At 73.1% G+C, this 13,894-nt stretch carries 14 protein-coding genes; 13 read left to right on the top strand and 1 reads right to left on the bottom strand.

Annotation, left to right across the window (positions count from 1 at the left end; all coding sequences use genetic code 11):
* Positions 1-195 precede the first annotated feature (195 nt).
* The 13 genes from eno to O7553_RS23190 all read left to right on the top strand — a co-directional run bounded on the left by eno (position 196) and on the right by O7553_RS23190 (position 12,017).
* Positions 196-1,479, top strand: coding sequence for a phosphopyruvate hydratase (eno, locus tag O7553_RS23250; RefSeq protein WP_281551780.1), 1,284 nt, complete (start codon positions 196-198; stop codon positions 1,477-1,479).
* Between the two features lie 139 nt (positions 1,480-1,618).
* Entirely contained in the window at positions 1,619-2,320 is a 702-nt protein-coding gene (locus O7553_RS23245; protein ID WP_281555716.1) for a septum formation initiator family protein, read from the top strand.
* A 29-nt stretch (positions 2,321-2,349) separates the two neighbouring features.
* Positions 2,350-2,871, top strand: a complete 522-nt coding sequence (locus O7553_RS23240; protein WP_281555715.1) for a DUF501 domain-containing protein — start codon at positions 2,350-2,352, stop codon at positions 2,869-2,871.
* A 9-nt stretch (positions 2,872-2,880) separates the two neighbouring features.
* A complete protein-coding gene (locus O7553_RS23235; RefSeq protein ID WP_281551779.1) occupies positions 2,881-3,408 on the top strand; it encodes an amino-acid N-acetyltransferase in 528 nt (175 codons plus the stop codon).
* 86 nt (positions 3,409-3,494) lie between these two features.
* Positions 3,495-4,481: a Ppx/GppA phosphatase family protein gene (locus tag O7553_RS23230; protein ID WP_281555714.1), complete on the top strand. Its 987-nt coding sequence runs from the start codon at positions 3,495-3,497 to the stop codon at positions 4,479-4,481.
* 141 nt (positions 4,482-4,622) lie between these two features.
* Positions 4,623-5,330, top strand: a complete 708-nt coding sequence (locus O7553_RS23225; RefSeq protein WP_281551778.1) for a dienelactone hydrolase family protein — start codon at positions 4,623-4,625, stop codon at positions 5,328-5,330.
* A 111-nt stretch (positions 5,331-5,441) separates the two neighbouring features.
* Positions 5,442-6,179 carry a uracil-DNA glycosylase gene (locus O7553_RS23220; protein ID WP_281555713.1) on the top strand — a complete coding sequence of 246 codons (738 nt, stop codon included), beginning with the start codon at positions 5,442-5,444 and terminating at the stop codon, positions 6,177-6,179.
* A 47-nt stretch (positions 6,180-6,226) separates the two neighbouring features.
* Positions 6,227-6,970 (top strand): DUF4129 domain-containing protein, encoded by a 744-nt coding sequence (locus tag O7553_RS23215; RefSeq protein ID WP_281551777.1) that lies wholly within the window; start codon positions 6,227-6,229, stop codon positions 6,968-6,970.
* Positions 6,963-7,547: a hypothetical protein gene (locus tag O7553_RS23210; protein ID WP_281551776.1), complete on the top strand. Its 585-nt coding sequence runs from the start codon at positions 6,963-6,965 to the stop codon at positions 7,545-7,547. Before O7553_RS23215 ends, O7553_RS23210 begins: the two co-directional genes overlap by 8 nt.
* On the top strand, positions 7,544-8,581 hold the full coding sequence (locus O7553_RS23205; RefSeq protein ID WP_281551775.1) for a MoxR family ATPase: 1,038 nt from the start codon (positions 7,544-7,546) through the stop codon (positions 8,579-8,581). Before O7553_RS23210 ends, O7553_RS23205 begins: the two co-directional genes overlap by 4 nt.
* A 16-nt stretch (positions 8,582-8,597) precedes the next feature.
* A complete protein-coding gene (locus tag O7553_RS23200; protein ID WP_281551774.1) occupies positions 8,598-10,013 on the top strand; it encodes a DUF58 domain-containing protein in 1,416 nt (471 codons plus the stop codon).
* Complete coding sequence (locus tag O7553_RS23195; protein ID WP_281551773.1) at positions 10,010-10,573, top strand: hypothetical protein; 564 nt, start codon at positions 10,010-10,012, stop codon at positions 10,571-10,573. Before O7553_RS23200 ends, O7553_RS23195 begins: the two co-directional genes overlap by 4 nt.
* Before the next feature lie 94 nt (positions 10,574-10,667).
* On the top strand, positions 10,668-12,017 hold the full coding sequence (locus O7553_RS23190) for an NAD(P)/FAD-dependent oxidoreductase (RefSeq protein WP_281551772.1): 1,350 nt from the start codon (positions 10,668-10,670) through the stop codon (positions 12,015-12,017).
* Here the strand turns inward: O7553_RS23190 and O7553_RS23185 are convergent.
* On the bottom strand, positions 12,010-13,872 hold the full coding sequence (locus O7553_RS23185; RefSeq protein WP_281551771.1) for a hypothetical protein: 1,863 nt from the start codon (positions 13,870-13,872) through the stop codon (positions 12,010-12,012). The two genes, O7553_RS23190 and O7553_RS23185, sit on opposite strands and share 8 nt — an antisense overlap.
* Positions 13,873-13,894 lie beyond the last annotated feature (22 nt).

The raw sequence follows: 13,894 nt of genomic DNA, 5'->3' as shown, positions 1-13,894 counted from the left end.
TGTCCACCCGCCGCAAACCGATTATCATCAATGTCAGTAAATGGGATCGATGCCGGATCCGGGTGGTTCCCGACGTGTACATCCCGCGTTTCGGAAGCCAGCGCCCGCAGCGTCACCGTCGCCCGATACGCTGCCACCGGAACGGTCGGCCGCACCGTCGCGGCCTTGCGGGACTTGATCACGAGGAGCGACACAGTGGCTACCATCGAGGGAATCGTCGCCAGGGAGATTCTCGATTCGCGCGGCAATCCGACCGTCGAGGTCGAAATCGGGCTCGACGACGGCACCATCGCCCGCGCCGCAGTGCCGTCCGGCGCGTCCACCGGAGCCTTCGAGGCGATCGAGCTGCGTGACGGCGACGAGAACCGCTACTCCGGCAAGGGCGTCGAGCAGGCGGTGGCCAACATCGAGGAGCGCATCGTCGACCAGTTGGTCGGTTTCGAGGCGAGCGAGCAGCGGCTGATCGACCAGAAGATGCTGGATCTGGACGGCACCGCGGACAAGTCCGGGCTGGGCGCGAACGCCATTCTCGGCGTTTCCCTGGCGGTCGCGAAGGCCGCCGCGAACAGCGCCGAGCTGAGCCTGTTCCGGTACCTCGGCGGGCCGAACGCCCACCTGTTGCCGGTGCCGATGATGAACATCCTCAACGGTGGCGCGCACGCCGACTCCAACGTCGATGTGCAGGAGTTCATGATCGCCCCGATCGGCGCGCCGACCTTCCGGGAAGCGCTGCGCTGCGGTGCCGAGGTTTACCACAAGCTCAAGTCGGTGCTGAAGAAGAAGGGCCTGGCCACCGGCCTCGGTGACGAAGGTGGCTTCGCTCCGGACCTGCCCACCAACGCCGCCGCGCTGGATCTGATCGCCGAGGCGGTCGGTGCCGCCGGCTACCAGCTCGGCACCGACATAGTGCTGGCGCTCGACGTCGCCGCCACCGAGTTCCACCGCGACGGCGCGTACGTCTTCGAAGGCGCCGGCAAGACCTCCGACGAGATGGTCGCCTACTACACCAAGCTGGTCGGCGAGTACCCGATCGTGTCGATCGAGGACCCGCTGGGCGAGGACGACTGGGCCGGCTGGTCGGCGATGACCGCCGCGCTCGGCGACCGGATCCAGATCGTCGGCGACGATCTGTTCGTCACCAACCCGGAGCGGATCGCCCGGGGCATCGCCGAGCAGGCGGCGAACGCCGTACTGGTCAAGGTCAACCAGATCGGCTCGCTGACCGAGACGTTCGACGCGGTCGAGCTGGCCCACCGCAGCGGATTCCGCTGCATGATGAGCCACCGGTCCGGCGAGACCGAGGACACCACGATCGCCGACCTCGCGGTGGCCACCGGCTGCGGCCAGATCAAGACCGGCGCCCCGGCCCGCTCCGAGCGGGTGGCCAAGTACAACCAGCTGCTGCGGATCGAGGAGGAGCTGGCCGACGCGGCGCGCTACGCCGGGGCCGGCGCGTTCCCGAGGTACCGTTCCGCCTAGCGTCCCGCCGGTTCGACCGGCCCGGTCCTGGTGACCGGGCCCGGTCCGACCGGTTCCGGCGCGCCGGCGGTTCGACCAGCCGCCGGCGCACCGGAACCGGTCCCGTACAGCCAACCGCCCGGGGAGGGGTGTGACGACGGTGCCGCAACGGCGCACACCGAGTGGTCAGGGCCCGGCCCGCCGGCCGGGACAGCCCGGCCGGTCCGGCTCGCGCGGGCCACTGCGACTCGCCGGCCGGGACACCGGTTCCGACAGCGGGTCCCGGGCCGACCAGCGTAACCGGGCGACCCGGTCGGCCGGTGCCGACCGGTCCGCCGCACCCCGATCCGGCGTGCCCCGGTCCGCTGCGGGCCGCACCGGTGACCCGGGTCGCCCGGCCAGCCGCCCGGCCGCTGGTCGCCGGGTGTCCGGCGGCCCGGTCAAGCGGACCACCGCGCCGCAGCCCAACCGGTTCACCGGCCGGGCCACTGTGCTGCTGGTGGTGCTGGTCGCCCTGGCGCTGGCGTACACCTATCCGGTGCGGGTCTACCTGGCCCAGCAGTCCGACATCGCCCGCATCGAGCAGGCCCAGCAGGCTCAGCGCGAGCGGATCGCCGAGCTCAACGCGCAGGCCGAGCGCTGGCAGGACCCGGACTTCATCCGGATCGAAGCGAAGCGCCGGTTCTACATGGTCTATCCGGGCGAGGTCCCGCTGCTGGTGCTGCACGATCCGGACGGTGCCGCCCGCGACTCGGGCGAGCCGGTCGAGCCGGCCGGCGGGCGCGACGGCCCGGCCGGCCCGTGGTACGACACGCTCTGGTCGAGCGTGCAGGCCGCCGACGCGGAGGGCATCTCCCGGTGAGCGAAGCAGCGAATGGAGGCGACGGCACCGTGCCCGACCGGGCCACCCGCGAAGCAGCCGACGAACACGATCTCGCGGCGGTCGCCGCGCAGCTCGGCCGGCCGCCCCGCGGCACCAGGGCGGTCGCCCACCGTTGCCCGTGCCAGCTGCCCGACGTGGTCGAGACGGTGCCCCGGCTCGCCGACGGCACGCCGTTCCCGACCCTGTTCTACCTCACCTGCCCCCGGGCGACCGCGGCCTGCAGCCGGCTCGAATCGGCCGGACTGATGCGCGAGTACGCCGCCGAACTGGCCGAGGATCCGCAGTTCGCCGCCGACTACCGGGCGGCGCACGAGGACTACCTGACCCGGCGGGAGGCGATCGGCCACGTCCCGGAGATCGCCGGAGTGTCGGCCGGCGGCATGCCGGGCCGGGTCAAGTGCCTGCACGTCCACCTGGGTCACGCGCTCGCAGTCGGCCCCGGCGTCAACCCGATCGGCGACCGGGTGCGGGAGCTGATCGGCCCCTGGTGGGCCGGCGGCCCCTGCGTACCGCCGCCGGAGTCGGACTAGGTGACCGGCGTGACGGATCCCGGATTCGATGCCGGGCTGGTCGTCCGCCGGGCCCGGACCCGCGACGTACGGGGTATCCGCCGGCTGATCGACCTGTACAGCCCGGACCGTCGACTGCTCAGCAAAGCCACGGTCACGCTGTTCGAGGACGTGCAGGAGTTCTGGGTCGCCGAACGGCCAGCGGACGGGGCGATCGTCGGCTGCGGCGCGCTGCACGTGATGTGGGAGGACTTGGCGGAGATCCGTACCGTCGCGGTCGACCCGCAGTGCCGGGGCCGGCGGATCGGGCACCGGATCGTGACGGAGCTGCTCGCCGTCGCCCGTCAGCTGGGGGTGGCGCGGGTGTTCGTGCTCACCTTCGAGACCAGGTTCTTCGCCAGCTTCGGCTTCGTCGAGATCGACGGGGCTCCGGTGCCGGCCCAGGTCTACGAGCAACTGCTGCGTTCGTACGACGAAGGCGTCGCCGAGTTCCTCGGGTTGGAGCGGGTCAAACCGAATACGCTCGGCAACTCCCGGATGCTGCTGCACCTGCGGTGACGTGCGACGCACCCGGGCCCGACGGTGTCGGCCGCCGGCCCGGCAGCGGCTGCGCACCCGGTACGGTGTCCGGTGTGGCGACACGGGTGGCGGGCATCGACTGTGGCACCAACGCGGTCCGGTTGCTGATCGCGGACCTGCCGGACCTGCGGCAGCCAGCAGAATCCGGGACCGGCTCGGCCCCGGAAGCCGGCTCGCCGGCTGGGTCGGTCGCCGCGCCGCTGACCGACGTGGTCCGCCGGATGGAGATTGTCCGGCTCGGGGAAGGCGTCGACCGGACCCGCCGGCTCGCCCCGGCGGCCATCGAACGGACCCGGCAGGCTCTCACCGGGTACGCCGCCGAGCTGGCCGAGCACGGTGTCGAGCGGGTTCGGATGTGCGCCACCTCGGCCAGCCGCGACGCCGACAACGCCGACGAGTTCGTGGCAATGGTGCAGGCCACCCTCGGAGTGACCCCGGAGGTGGTGACCGGCGACGAGGAGGCCCGGCTCACCTTTGCCGGGGCGGTCGGTGGGCTGGCGGCCACCGCGCCGGCACCGTATCTGGTGGTGGACATCGGCGGCGGGTCCAGCGAGTTCGTCGTCGGCGCTGACACGGTGCACCGGGCGGTGTCGGTGGACGTCGGCTGCGTACGGATGACCGAGCGGCACCTGCGCGCCGATCCGCCGACCGCCGCCCAGATCGCCGCCGCCGAACGCGACATCGCGGCGGCGGTTGACCAGGCGTTGTCGGTGGTGCTGGGGCCGGACCGGTCCGGCCCGCCGCCGACGCTGGTCGGGCTCGCCGGGTCGGTGACCACGGTGGCCGGGATCGCGCTGCGGCTGGACAGCTACCGGGCGGACAGGCTGCACCACGCCCGGATCAGCTACGACCAGGTGGCCGAGGTGACCGCCGACCTGCTGGCCATGCCGGTCGGGCAGCGGCTGCGGATCCCGGTGATGCACCCGGGCCGGGCCGACGTGATCGCCGCCGGTGCCCTGGTGCTGCGGATCGTGATGGAACGCGCCGACGTGTCGTCGGTGGTGGCCAGTGAGCACGACATCCTGGACGGGATCTGTCTGAGTTTGCGGTGACCAGCAGACGTACCGTAGCTCACCAAGAGGCGTACGCCACCCTCCGCGCGCCTTCCCCGGCCCCACGGCTCGTGTCAGGCTACCCGGACACGTGCCCCACTGCGCGCCAGCCAACGATGACTGACCGACAGGAGGACCCCCATGGGCGAGATGGTGAGCTACCGCAGCAACGGCGGGACCAGCGAGGGATACCTGGCCCTGCCGCCGGCATCCGGGGGTGGCGGCGCGGCGGGCGCCGCACCTGCGGTCATTGTGATCCAGGAATGGTGGGGGCTGGTGCCGCACATCACCACGGTCGCCGACCGGCTCGCCGAGGCGGGGTTCGTGGCCCTCGCCCCTGACCTCTACCACGGCGTACAGGCGACCGAGCCGGATGACGCCCGCCGGCTGCTGATGGGCCTGGCGATGGACCAGGCGGCCAAGGACATCGCGGGCGCCGCCGAGTACCTCGCCGGCCGGGCCGAGTCGGCGGGCGACACCGTAGGTACAGTCGGCTTCTGCGCCGGCGGCAGCCTGGCGCTCTGGTCGGCCACGCTGGCCGGGCGGATCGTCGCCACCGCCGGGTTCTACCCGGCGTTGCCGTGGGAGCGGATGCGTCCCGACTGGGCGGGCTACGCCGGCAAGTCGGCGATGATCCACTGCTCGGAGCAGGACGGCACCTCCGCCGCCGACGGGATCCAGCAGGCCAAGGGCTACATCGAGGCGGCCGGCGGCGGCTGCGTGGTCTACGACTACCCTGGCACTCGGCACGCGTTCTTCAACGACGACCGGCCGGAGTCGTACGACGACGACGCGTCGACGCGTGCCTGGGCGCGGACCCTGGAGATGTTCCGGACCCGACTCGGCTGACGCCGCGGCCGGCCGGTCGCGGTCTCGCGGTACGTCGTCCGCTGGCGACCGACGTCGGAAGGAGCCGTGGTGACCGGTACCGCAGCCGACGTGACCAGCGCAGCCGAGGTGATCAGCGCCAGCGCGGCCGACGTGACCAGCGCGGCGGCGCGGGTGCCGGACCTGCCGACGCTGGACCACGCGATTGCCGGCTGCCGGGCCTGCCCGAACCTGGTCGCCTGGCGGGAAGAGGTCGCCGCGACGAAGCGCGCGGCGTTTCGGGACCAGACCTACTGGGGCCGTCCGGTACCCGGATTCGGGCCGCCGGACGCCCGGATCGCGATCCTCGGGCTGGCACCGGCGGCGCACGGCGGCAACCGCACCGGCCGGGTCTTCACCGGCGACCGCTCCGGCGACGTGCTGTTCGCCGCACTGCACCGCGCCGGGCTGGCCAACCAGCCGACCAGCGTCGCCGTCGATGACGGTCTGCGGCTGTCGGACACCCGGGTGGTGGCCGCTGTCCGCTGCGCCCCGCCGGCGAACCGCCCCACCCCGGCCGAACGGGACACCTGCGCGCCCTGGCTGCACCGGGAGATCGCCCTGCTGAAACCGACGCTGCGGGTGTTGGTCGCGCTCGGCGCGTTCGCCTGGGCGGCCTGGTGGCCGGCGATGACCGGGGTGTACGGGCGACGACCGCCCACACCCCGGCCGGCGTTCGGCCATGGGGCACACTGGTCGGGCGGCGGGGCGGTGCCCGACGTGCTGGGCTGCTACCACGTCAGCCAGCAGAACACGTTCACCGGACGGCTCACGCCCGCCATGCTCGACGAGGTGTTCACCGAGGTGAATCGCCTGGCGGGGCGGAATTGACCGGGCCGAGACGACCACTGGAGGACCCGAGGGGGCACCCGCCGGCAATGGATTCCGCGGCTATCCGCAGGCTGTGGCCACTCGCCGCCGTCGCCGTACTGCTCGCGCTGACCGCGGTCGCGGCGGCGAACTCCACCCTGCCGGTCGGTCGCACCGACGCCGCCGTGGAACGGGACCTACCCGCGCTGCCGGACTACCAGCAGCCGCAGACGGCACCGACGTACCAGCCGCCGCCGGACGACTTCGCCGCCGCCGACCAGCAGCAGCTTCCATCCTGGATCCCGCTGCTCGCCGGGGCGCTGTGCGGCCTCGCCGTGCTGGTCGTCGCCGGTCTGCTGCTGTGGACCCTGCTGCGCGACGTGGTGCGCCGCCGACCCCGGTCGACCCCGGTCGGTATCCGGCGGCGGAGCACGTCACCGCCCGGCCCGGCCAGCACGGCCGAAGTGGTCGCCGCCGTCGACGCCGGTCTGGTCGAGCTCTCCGCTGCCGACGCCGACCCGCGCCGGGCGGTGATCGCCTGCTGGGTACGCCTGGAGCAGGCCGCCGCCGCGGCCGGCACGCCGCGCCAGATTGGTGACACCCCGACCGATCTGGTCACCCGGCTGCTCGCCGGGCACGAGATCAGCGCCGAGGTGCTGTCGGCGTTCGCGGGCGTCTACCGGGAGGCCCGCTACGCCCGGCACGACGTCGACGAACGGACCCGGGAGCAGGCGCGGTGGGCGCTGCGCCGGCTGCGTACCGAGCTGACCGCCGCGGTCGGCCCCGGCGAAGGCGGGCCGGCTGGTGAGTGACCCGCAGACCAGCATCGACGACCTGCTCTACCACGACGAGGAGGCACCGCCCCGCGAGCGTCGCGCACCCGGCCGGGTCCGGTCCTGGCTGACCGCACTGCTGCTGGCCGCCGCCGGCACTGCGGCCGTGCTGCTCGGGCTGCGGCTGTTCGGCCTGACGGTGCCGGTCGAGGCGGTCTTCGCCGGCTGCCTCGCGTTGGTGGTGCTGCGCCGCACCGTACGGTCGGTCGCCGCCCCGCCCCCGGTCAAGCTGCGCCGGGTCGGCTCCGACCCGGAGGACGGCAACTACGTTTTCGGCAGCGAGGACGGCCTGCGGGAGGCGGTCGGCCGGTGGGAACGCCGGCTGCGGGCCGGTCAGGGCGACGCGGGCCGGTTCGCCGAGGTGACCCTGCCGGTGCTCGGTGAGCTGGTCGACGAGCGGCTACGGCACCGGTACGGGCTGACCCGGGCCACCGACCCACAACGGGCCCGGGAGATCTGCGGGGACGAACTGTGGAACTTCCTGAACACCCCGGCCCGGCGTAAGCCGTCGGCAAAGGACTGCGCGGTGTTCGTCAGCCAATTGGAGAAAATATGAACGACGTGGTGGCAGCCCCGACCACCGAGGTCAGCCGGCTCGCGCACGCCGTACTGGACTCGGTCGGCACCGTGCTGGTCGGCAAGCGGGACGCGCTGGAGCTGGTCCTCGCCGGCATCCTCGCCGGTGGGCACGTGCTGCTGGAGGACCTCCCCGGGCTGGGTAAGACGTTGACCGCCCGGTCGTTCGCCCAGGCGTTGGGGCTGGACTTCCGTCGGCTGCAGTTCACCCCCGACCTGCTGCCGGCCGACGTCACCGGTTCGTTCCTCTACGACCAGCGCAGCGCTGACTTCACCTTCCGGGCCGGTCCTCTGTTCACCAATCTGCTGCTCGCCGACGAGATCAACCGGACACCGCCGAAGACCCAGTCGGCGCTGCTGGAGGCGATGCAGGAGAAGCAGGTGTCGGTCGAGGGGGTCACCTACCGGCTGGAGGCGCCGTTCCACGTGCTGGCCACCGCCAACCCGATCGAGTACGAGGGGACCTACCCGCTTCCCGAGGCGCAGCTGGACCGGTTCCTGCTGCGGGTGTCGTTCGGCTACCCCAGCCACGAGGAGGAGTGGGAGGTACTGCGTCGGCGCATCTCCCGCCGCCAGGAGGAGACCGAGCTGGCCGCCGTGGTCGACGCCGCCGGGCTGCGCGCCATGCAGGCGGCGCTGGAGAACGTGGTGGTCGAGGACTCCATCGGCCGGTACATCGTGGCCCTCACCGCGGCCACCCGGGAACACCCGTCGGTCCTGGTCGGAGCGTCGCCCCGGGGTTCGCTGGCGCTGCTGCTGCTGGCCCGGGCCAAGGCGGTGCTGGCCGGCCGGGACTTCGTCGTGCCGGAGGACGTCAAGGAGGTGGCCGCCCCCGTACTGGCACACCGGATCACCCTGCGGCCGGAGATGTGGCTGCGTCGGGTGGATCCGTCGTTCGTGGTCGGCGAGGTACTGGCGCAGACCCCGGCCCCGGCCAGCGGCGCTCTGCCCAGTTACGGCGGCGGGTACGGTCCACCGGGCAACGCGGCGGCCGGCCGCCGCGCGGCGCCGTGACCGGCGGCGGCGTGTCATGACCGCCACGCAATGGCAGCCGACCCGGGCGCTGGGCCGGGCGGTGTTGATCACCGGGCTGCTGCTGATCACCGGAGTGATCCTCGGCCGGGTCGACCTAGTCGCGCTGGCCACCCCGTTCGCGCTGGGCACCGCGTACGCGCTGCGCCGCCGACCGGCCGCCGCGCCGGTGCTGGACCTCGGGGCGGTTGACGCCAACCTCGTCGAGGGCGGCCAGATCGGTGCCCGGGCCGCCGCGGCCAACCCGGCCGACGCCGACTACGACCTGGTGGTGGTACGCGCGTTGGTGTCGCCGTGGCTGCGCATCGACGAGGTCGGGGTGCTGGCGCCGATCTCGATCGACCCGTCACCCGGCGGCGGCCAGCTGCTGGTACTCGAACGGTTGGCGGCGGCGGCCCGACCCCGCCCCAGTGGTGGGGTGCCGGACCGTCCGTTCGGTCTGGCGGTGCCGACCGGCTCGGCGGCCGGCTTCGAGCTGACCGGGGTGGCGCTGCGCTGGGGCCGCCAGCCGGTCGGGCCGGTCGCCGCGCGGGCGATCGCCTGCGACGGGCTGCTGTCCTGCCGGCCGGTGGTCGCCGAACCGGTCCGGGTGCCGGTCTACCCGGTGATCGACCCGTTCAACGCCGACGAGGCGATGCCCCGCGCCGCCGGGCTGGTCGGTGGGCACCGGTCCCGCCGGCCGGGGGAAGGCGGCGAACTGGCCGGGGTGCGCATCTTCGGCCCCGGCGACCGGCTGCGCCGGATCGACTGGCGGGTGTCGCTGCGGGCCCGGCAGCTGCACGTCGCCGCGACCCTGTCCGACCGCGACGCCGAGGTGGTGCTGCTGCTCGACGTCCTCACCGAGGTCGGCCGGTCCGGCGGGGTGTCCGGCGGTGCGTCGGTGCTGGACACCACGGTCCGGGCGGCGGCCGCGATCGCCGAACACTACCTGCACCGCGGTGACCGGGTGTCGATGCTGGAGTACGGGCCGACGGCTCGCCGGCTGCGTCCGGCCACCGGCCGTCGGCAGTACCTGACGGTCCTGGAGTGGCTGCTCGAGGTCGAGGTGCGGCCCACCCCGTACGAACCGTACGACCAGGTCTTCGGCCCGCAGCTGCTCTCCTCGGACGCGCTGGTCGTGGTGCTGACCCCCCTGGTGGACCCGCGGTCGGCGGAGATGCTGGCCCGGATGGCCCGGTCGGGGCGGATCGTCGTCGCCGTCGACACCCTGCCCACCACGGTGGCGCCGCCGCCCCGGCAGGGTCAGTGGACCGAGGTGGCGTACCGGCTGTGGCGGCTGGACCGGGAGAACACCGTCGGGCAGCTGCGCGAACACGGCGTACCGGTGGTGACCTGGGCCGGGGCCGGCAGTCTCGACCAGGTGCTGCGGGACGTGGCCCGGCTGGCGTCGGCGCCCAAGGCGGTGCTGCGATGATCACCGCGATCCGGGACCGGGTGGTGGCGGTGCGCACCGGTTTCACCCGGGTCACCCTCGCGCCGGTGCTGCTACGGGGCCTGGTAGCGGTCACCGCGCTGCTCGCCTTCGGGCTCGCGTACCCGGCCGAGGTCTTCCTCGGCCGGGCCGGCCCGGTGCTGCTCGCCGTCGCGCTGCTGCCGGCGTTGGCGCCGCGCGGGCACGCGCCGACGGTGACGATCCTGGTCGGGGTCGGCGGCTGGGTGCTCGCCACCACCGGGTACGGGATCCCGGTGCAGCTGTGGCGGCTGCTGGCGGTCGGCGCGCTGCTGTATCTGACCCACAGTCTCGCCGCGCTGGCCGCCGCCGTGCCGTATGACGTGGTGCTGGCCCCCGAGGTCGCGGTGCGCTGGTCGACCCGGGTGGCGGCGGTGCTGCTCGCCTCGGCGGTGCTGGTGGTGCTGCTGATCACCGCCGCCGGCCGGACCGCCGGTCAGCCGTTCCTGCTCGCGGTGCTGGCCGGGCTGGTGGTGGCGGTCGGCGCCGTCGCCCTGCTCGCCACCCTGGGCCGACGCCGCTGACCTGCCGGCGTGCGGCGGCTCACACGGGCGTGCTCGGTCACATATCTGGCCTTCGAGGCGGCGTCAAGAGGCAACCGGGAGGAAGATGGGGTACGTGAACAGGCAACGGATCCTTGTCGTCGGTGCCGGGCATGTCGGTCTCTACGCTGCCCTGCGCCTGTCCCGCAAGATGCGCCGGGGCGAGGTCGAGGTGATCGTGGTCGACCCGCAGCCGCACATGACCTACCAGCCGTTCCTGCCGGAGGCGGCGGCCGGCAACATCTCACCCCGGCACTCCGTCGTGCCGTTGCGCCGGGAACTGCGCCGCTGCCATGTGATCGCCGGAGCGGTGACCAGGATCGAACACGCCCGCAAGGTCGCCGAGGTGCAACCCATCGTCGGGCCGCCCCGGGAGATCGGCTACGACCATGTGATCGTCGCCCCCGGTTCGGTGTCCCGCACCCTGCCGATTCCCGGCCTGCGGGAGCACGGCATCGGGTTCAAGACCATCGGTGAGGCGATCTACCTGCGTAACCACGTCCTGGAGCGGCTCGACGTGGCGGCGGCGACCGCCGACGAACAGGTTCGCCGGACCGCGTTGACGTTCGTCTTCGTCGGCGGCGGCTACGCCGGCATCGAGGCGCTGGCCGAGATGGAGGACATGGCCCGGGACGCGCTGCGCTACTACCCCGAGCTGAAGCCGACGGACATGCGCTGGGTGCTGGTCGAGGCGACCCAGCGGGTGCTGCCCGAGGTCGACCGGGACATGGGCGCCTACACGGTGCAGCAGCTGGTCAAGCGGGGGATGGACATCCGGTTGGACACCCGGCTGGAGTCCTGCGTCGACGGGCTGGTGCGGCTCTCCGACGGCGACAGCTTCCCGGCCGACACGATCGTCTGGACGGCCGGGGTGAAGCCGTCGCCGATGCTCGACGCCACCGATCTGCCCCGCGACGAGCGGCGGCGGATCAGTTGCCGGCCGACGCTGCAGGTCGTCGACGGCGACCGGACGGTCGACGGAGCGTGGAGCGCCGGTGACTGTGCCGCGGTGCCGGACCTGACCGGCCCGCCCGGGGCGTACTGCTCGCCGAGCGCCCAGCACGCGGTGCGCCAGGCCCGGACGATGGCCGACAACATCCTGGCGGTGGTCCGCGGTCAGCAGCCGGTCGAGTACCGGCACAAGCACGCCGGCAGCGTGGCCAGCCTCGGCCTGCACAAGGGCGTCGCCCAGGTGTACGGGATCAAGATGACCGGGCTGCCGGCCTGGTTCATGCACCGTACGTACCACATGAGCCGGATCCCGTCGCTGAACCGTAAGGTGCGGGTGATCGTCGACTGGACACTCGCGCTGGTGCTCAAGCGTGAGGTGGTGGCGCTCGGGCAACTGCACGACCCGCGTGAGGAGTTCCTCGGGGCGACCCCGCAACTCGACCAGCCGGGTGCCGCGCCAGCCCGGGTCAGCTGACCGGCCAGGTCCAGGCGTCGGCTACCCGTTGGCCCGGCCCGAGCAGGTCCTCGGTGGTCTGCCGCAGCTCGGCGGCGTGCGTGGTGCCGTCCATCAGCACCACGCAGTCGGCGCCCCAGCGGGTCAGGTCACGACGGGCCCGGGCGCGTTCCTCGTCGGTGATTTCCGGCACCTCGCCGGTCCGGGCCACCTCGGCGAGGATCTTCGACGTCGGCAGTTTGAACGTGCCCATTGAGGCGTCGCCACCCGGGGCGTACGGGCCGATGAAGAACCCTTCCGGCATGCCGAAGGCGACCGTGGTCGCGGTGGCCCAGGCCATCGGCCACGGCTGCGGCGGGGTGGCGGGCGGCACCGGCACCAGCACGCCGCCGGACGGTACGCAGGTGCGCCAGTGGCCGCCGACGATGAACTCCGGCAGCGGGTCGCGGTCCATCGCCGGCAGCGGGGCCGGCGCGACCGGGAGCAGCGCCACCGCGACGACGGCCGGGCCAGCCAGCCGGGCCGGTCGCCAGGCGAGCCGCAACGCCCGGTCGACGGCGAGGGTCAGGATGACGGCGATCAACGGGATCACCGCGAGAGCGAACCGCATCGGCAGCGCGCCGTCCACCACCGGCATCCCGTCCAGCAGGGCGTACGGCCCCGGGACGTCAGTCCTGGTTCCCTCCACGACGATCCGCGGGCCGAGCGAGAGCCCCGCCATCAGCAGCGTCCCGGCGGCGCAGGCGATGACCACCGGTCGCCGGATCAACCAGGCGGTGGCGGCGACCGTGACCAGCACCAGCGGCCAGCCGAGGAAGGTGTTGTACTCGGCCGGTCCGGTGGTCAGCTCGGCGGCGGCCGCCGAACCGGCCACCGACAGCTCGGACACCGCCGGCCAGCTGGCCAGGTCGGCCGAGAAGTACGCCGGGTCGAAGACGCCGTCGGAGACGCCCTGCGGTCCGGCGAACTGGAACCACAGCGGATAGCCGAGCAGCACCACACCGACGGCCACGGCGACCAGCATCCCGGCGACGAAGTTCGGCAGGATCCGCCACACGTACCGGGGTCTGGTCGCGGCGAACGCCGCCGCCATGATGATCAGCGTGACGGCGGTGAGGAAGAGTACTTCCTCGCCGACGAACACCTGGACCGCGACGACCACTCCGAGCCAACCGCCGGAGGCGACGACCCGGCGGCGGTCGGGTCGGCCGGCCGGCCCGAGGATCCGCCCGTCGGGTGTCGAGCCGGTCGGATCGGCGGCCCGCATGATCCGGATCAGCAGCCACACCATGACCGGGATCAGCCACAGCGCGGTCATGTGCAGGTGGCTGTTGCTCTGCGAGACCATACCGGGGGCGAACCCGCAGAACGCTCCGCCGGTCGCCGCGGCCAGCCGGTGCGCGCCGAGGGGCCGGGCGAACAAAAAGTAGAACGCGATCGCGCTGGCGGCCAGGTTGCCGGCGACCAGCAGCGCGAAGCTCACCGGGGCACCGAAGAGCACCGTGACCGGGGCCATCAGGAAGCCGAGCGCGATGACCGTCGTGTTGGCCATCAGGTTCACCCCGTCGGGGGCGTTCAGCCGGTCGCTGAGCAGGCCGAAGTCGCCGAACAGCAGCCGCGCGTCGCTGGCCAGGAACCACTCGTACAGGGTCTGGTCCTCCGGGTTGAACGCCAGCAGGTGGGCACCGGGTGCGGGCCAGAGCCGGTGGGTCAGCAGGCCGGCGAACAGGACGAAGAGCAGGCAGATCATGGCGTCCACCCGGTGTCCACGGGCCGCTGCGGCGATTCGGGACCACCGGGAGTCGGCCGCCGAGGGTCCGCCGGGCCGGGGCGGGACGGGGCCGGTGTCCTGCGCTGCGGTTGCTGAGCGGCTCACGGTTCGCACCCTAGTGCCGTCG

It is taken from the genome of Solwaraspora sp. WMMA2059 (genome assembly GCF_027497315.1).
Lineage (GTDB): Bacteria > Actinomycetota > Actinomycetes > Mycobacteriales > Micromonosporaceae > Micromonospora_E.
This window is presented reverse-complemented; position numbering and strand designations above follow the sequence as displayed.

Excerpts from the sequence above, each read along its gene's own strand:
- O7553_RS23225 (WP_281551778.1), top strand. The coding sequence starts at position 4,623 with ATGGGCGAGATGGTGAGCTACCGCAGCAACGGCGGGACCAGCGAGGGA.
- O7553_RS23215 (WP_281551777.1), top strand. The coding sequence starts at position 6,227 with ATGGATTCCGCGGCTATCCGCAGGCTGTGGCCACTCGCCGCCGTCGCC.
- O7553_RS23205 (WP_281551775.1), top strand. The coding sequence starts at position 7,544 with ATGAACGACGTGGTGGCAGCCCCGACCACCGAGGTCAGCCGGCTCGCG.
- O7553_RS23200 (WP_281551774.1), top strand. The coding sequence starts at position 8,598 with ATGACCGCCACGCAATGGCAGCCGACCCGGGCGCTGGGCCGGGCGGTG.
- O7553_RS23195 (WP_281551773.1), top strand. The coding sequence starts at position 10,010 with ATGATCACCGCGATCCGGGACCGGGTGGTGGCGGTGCGCACCGGTTTC.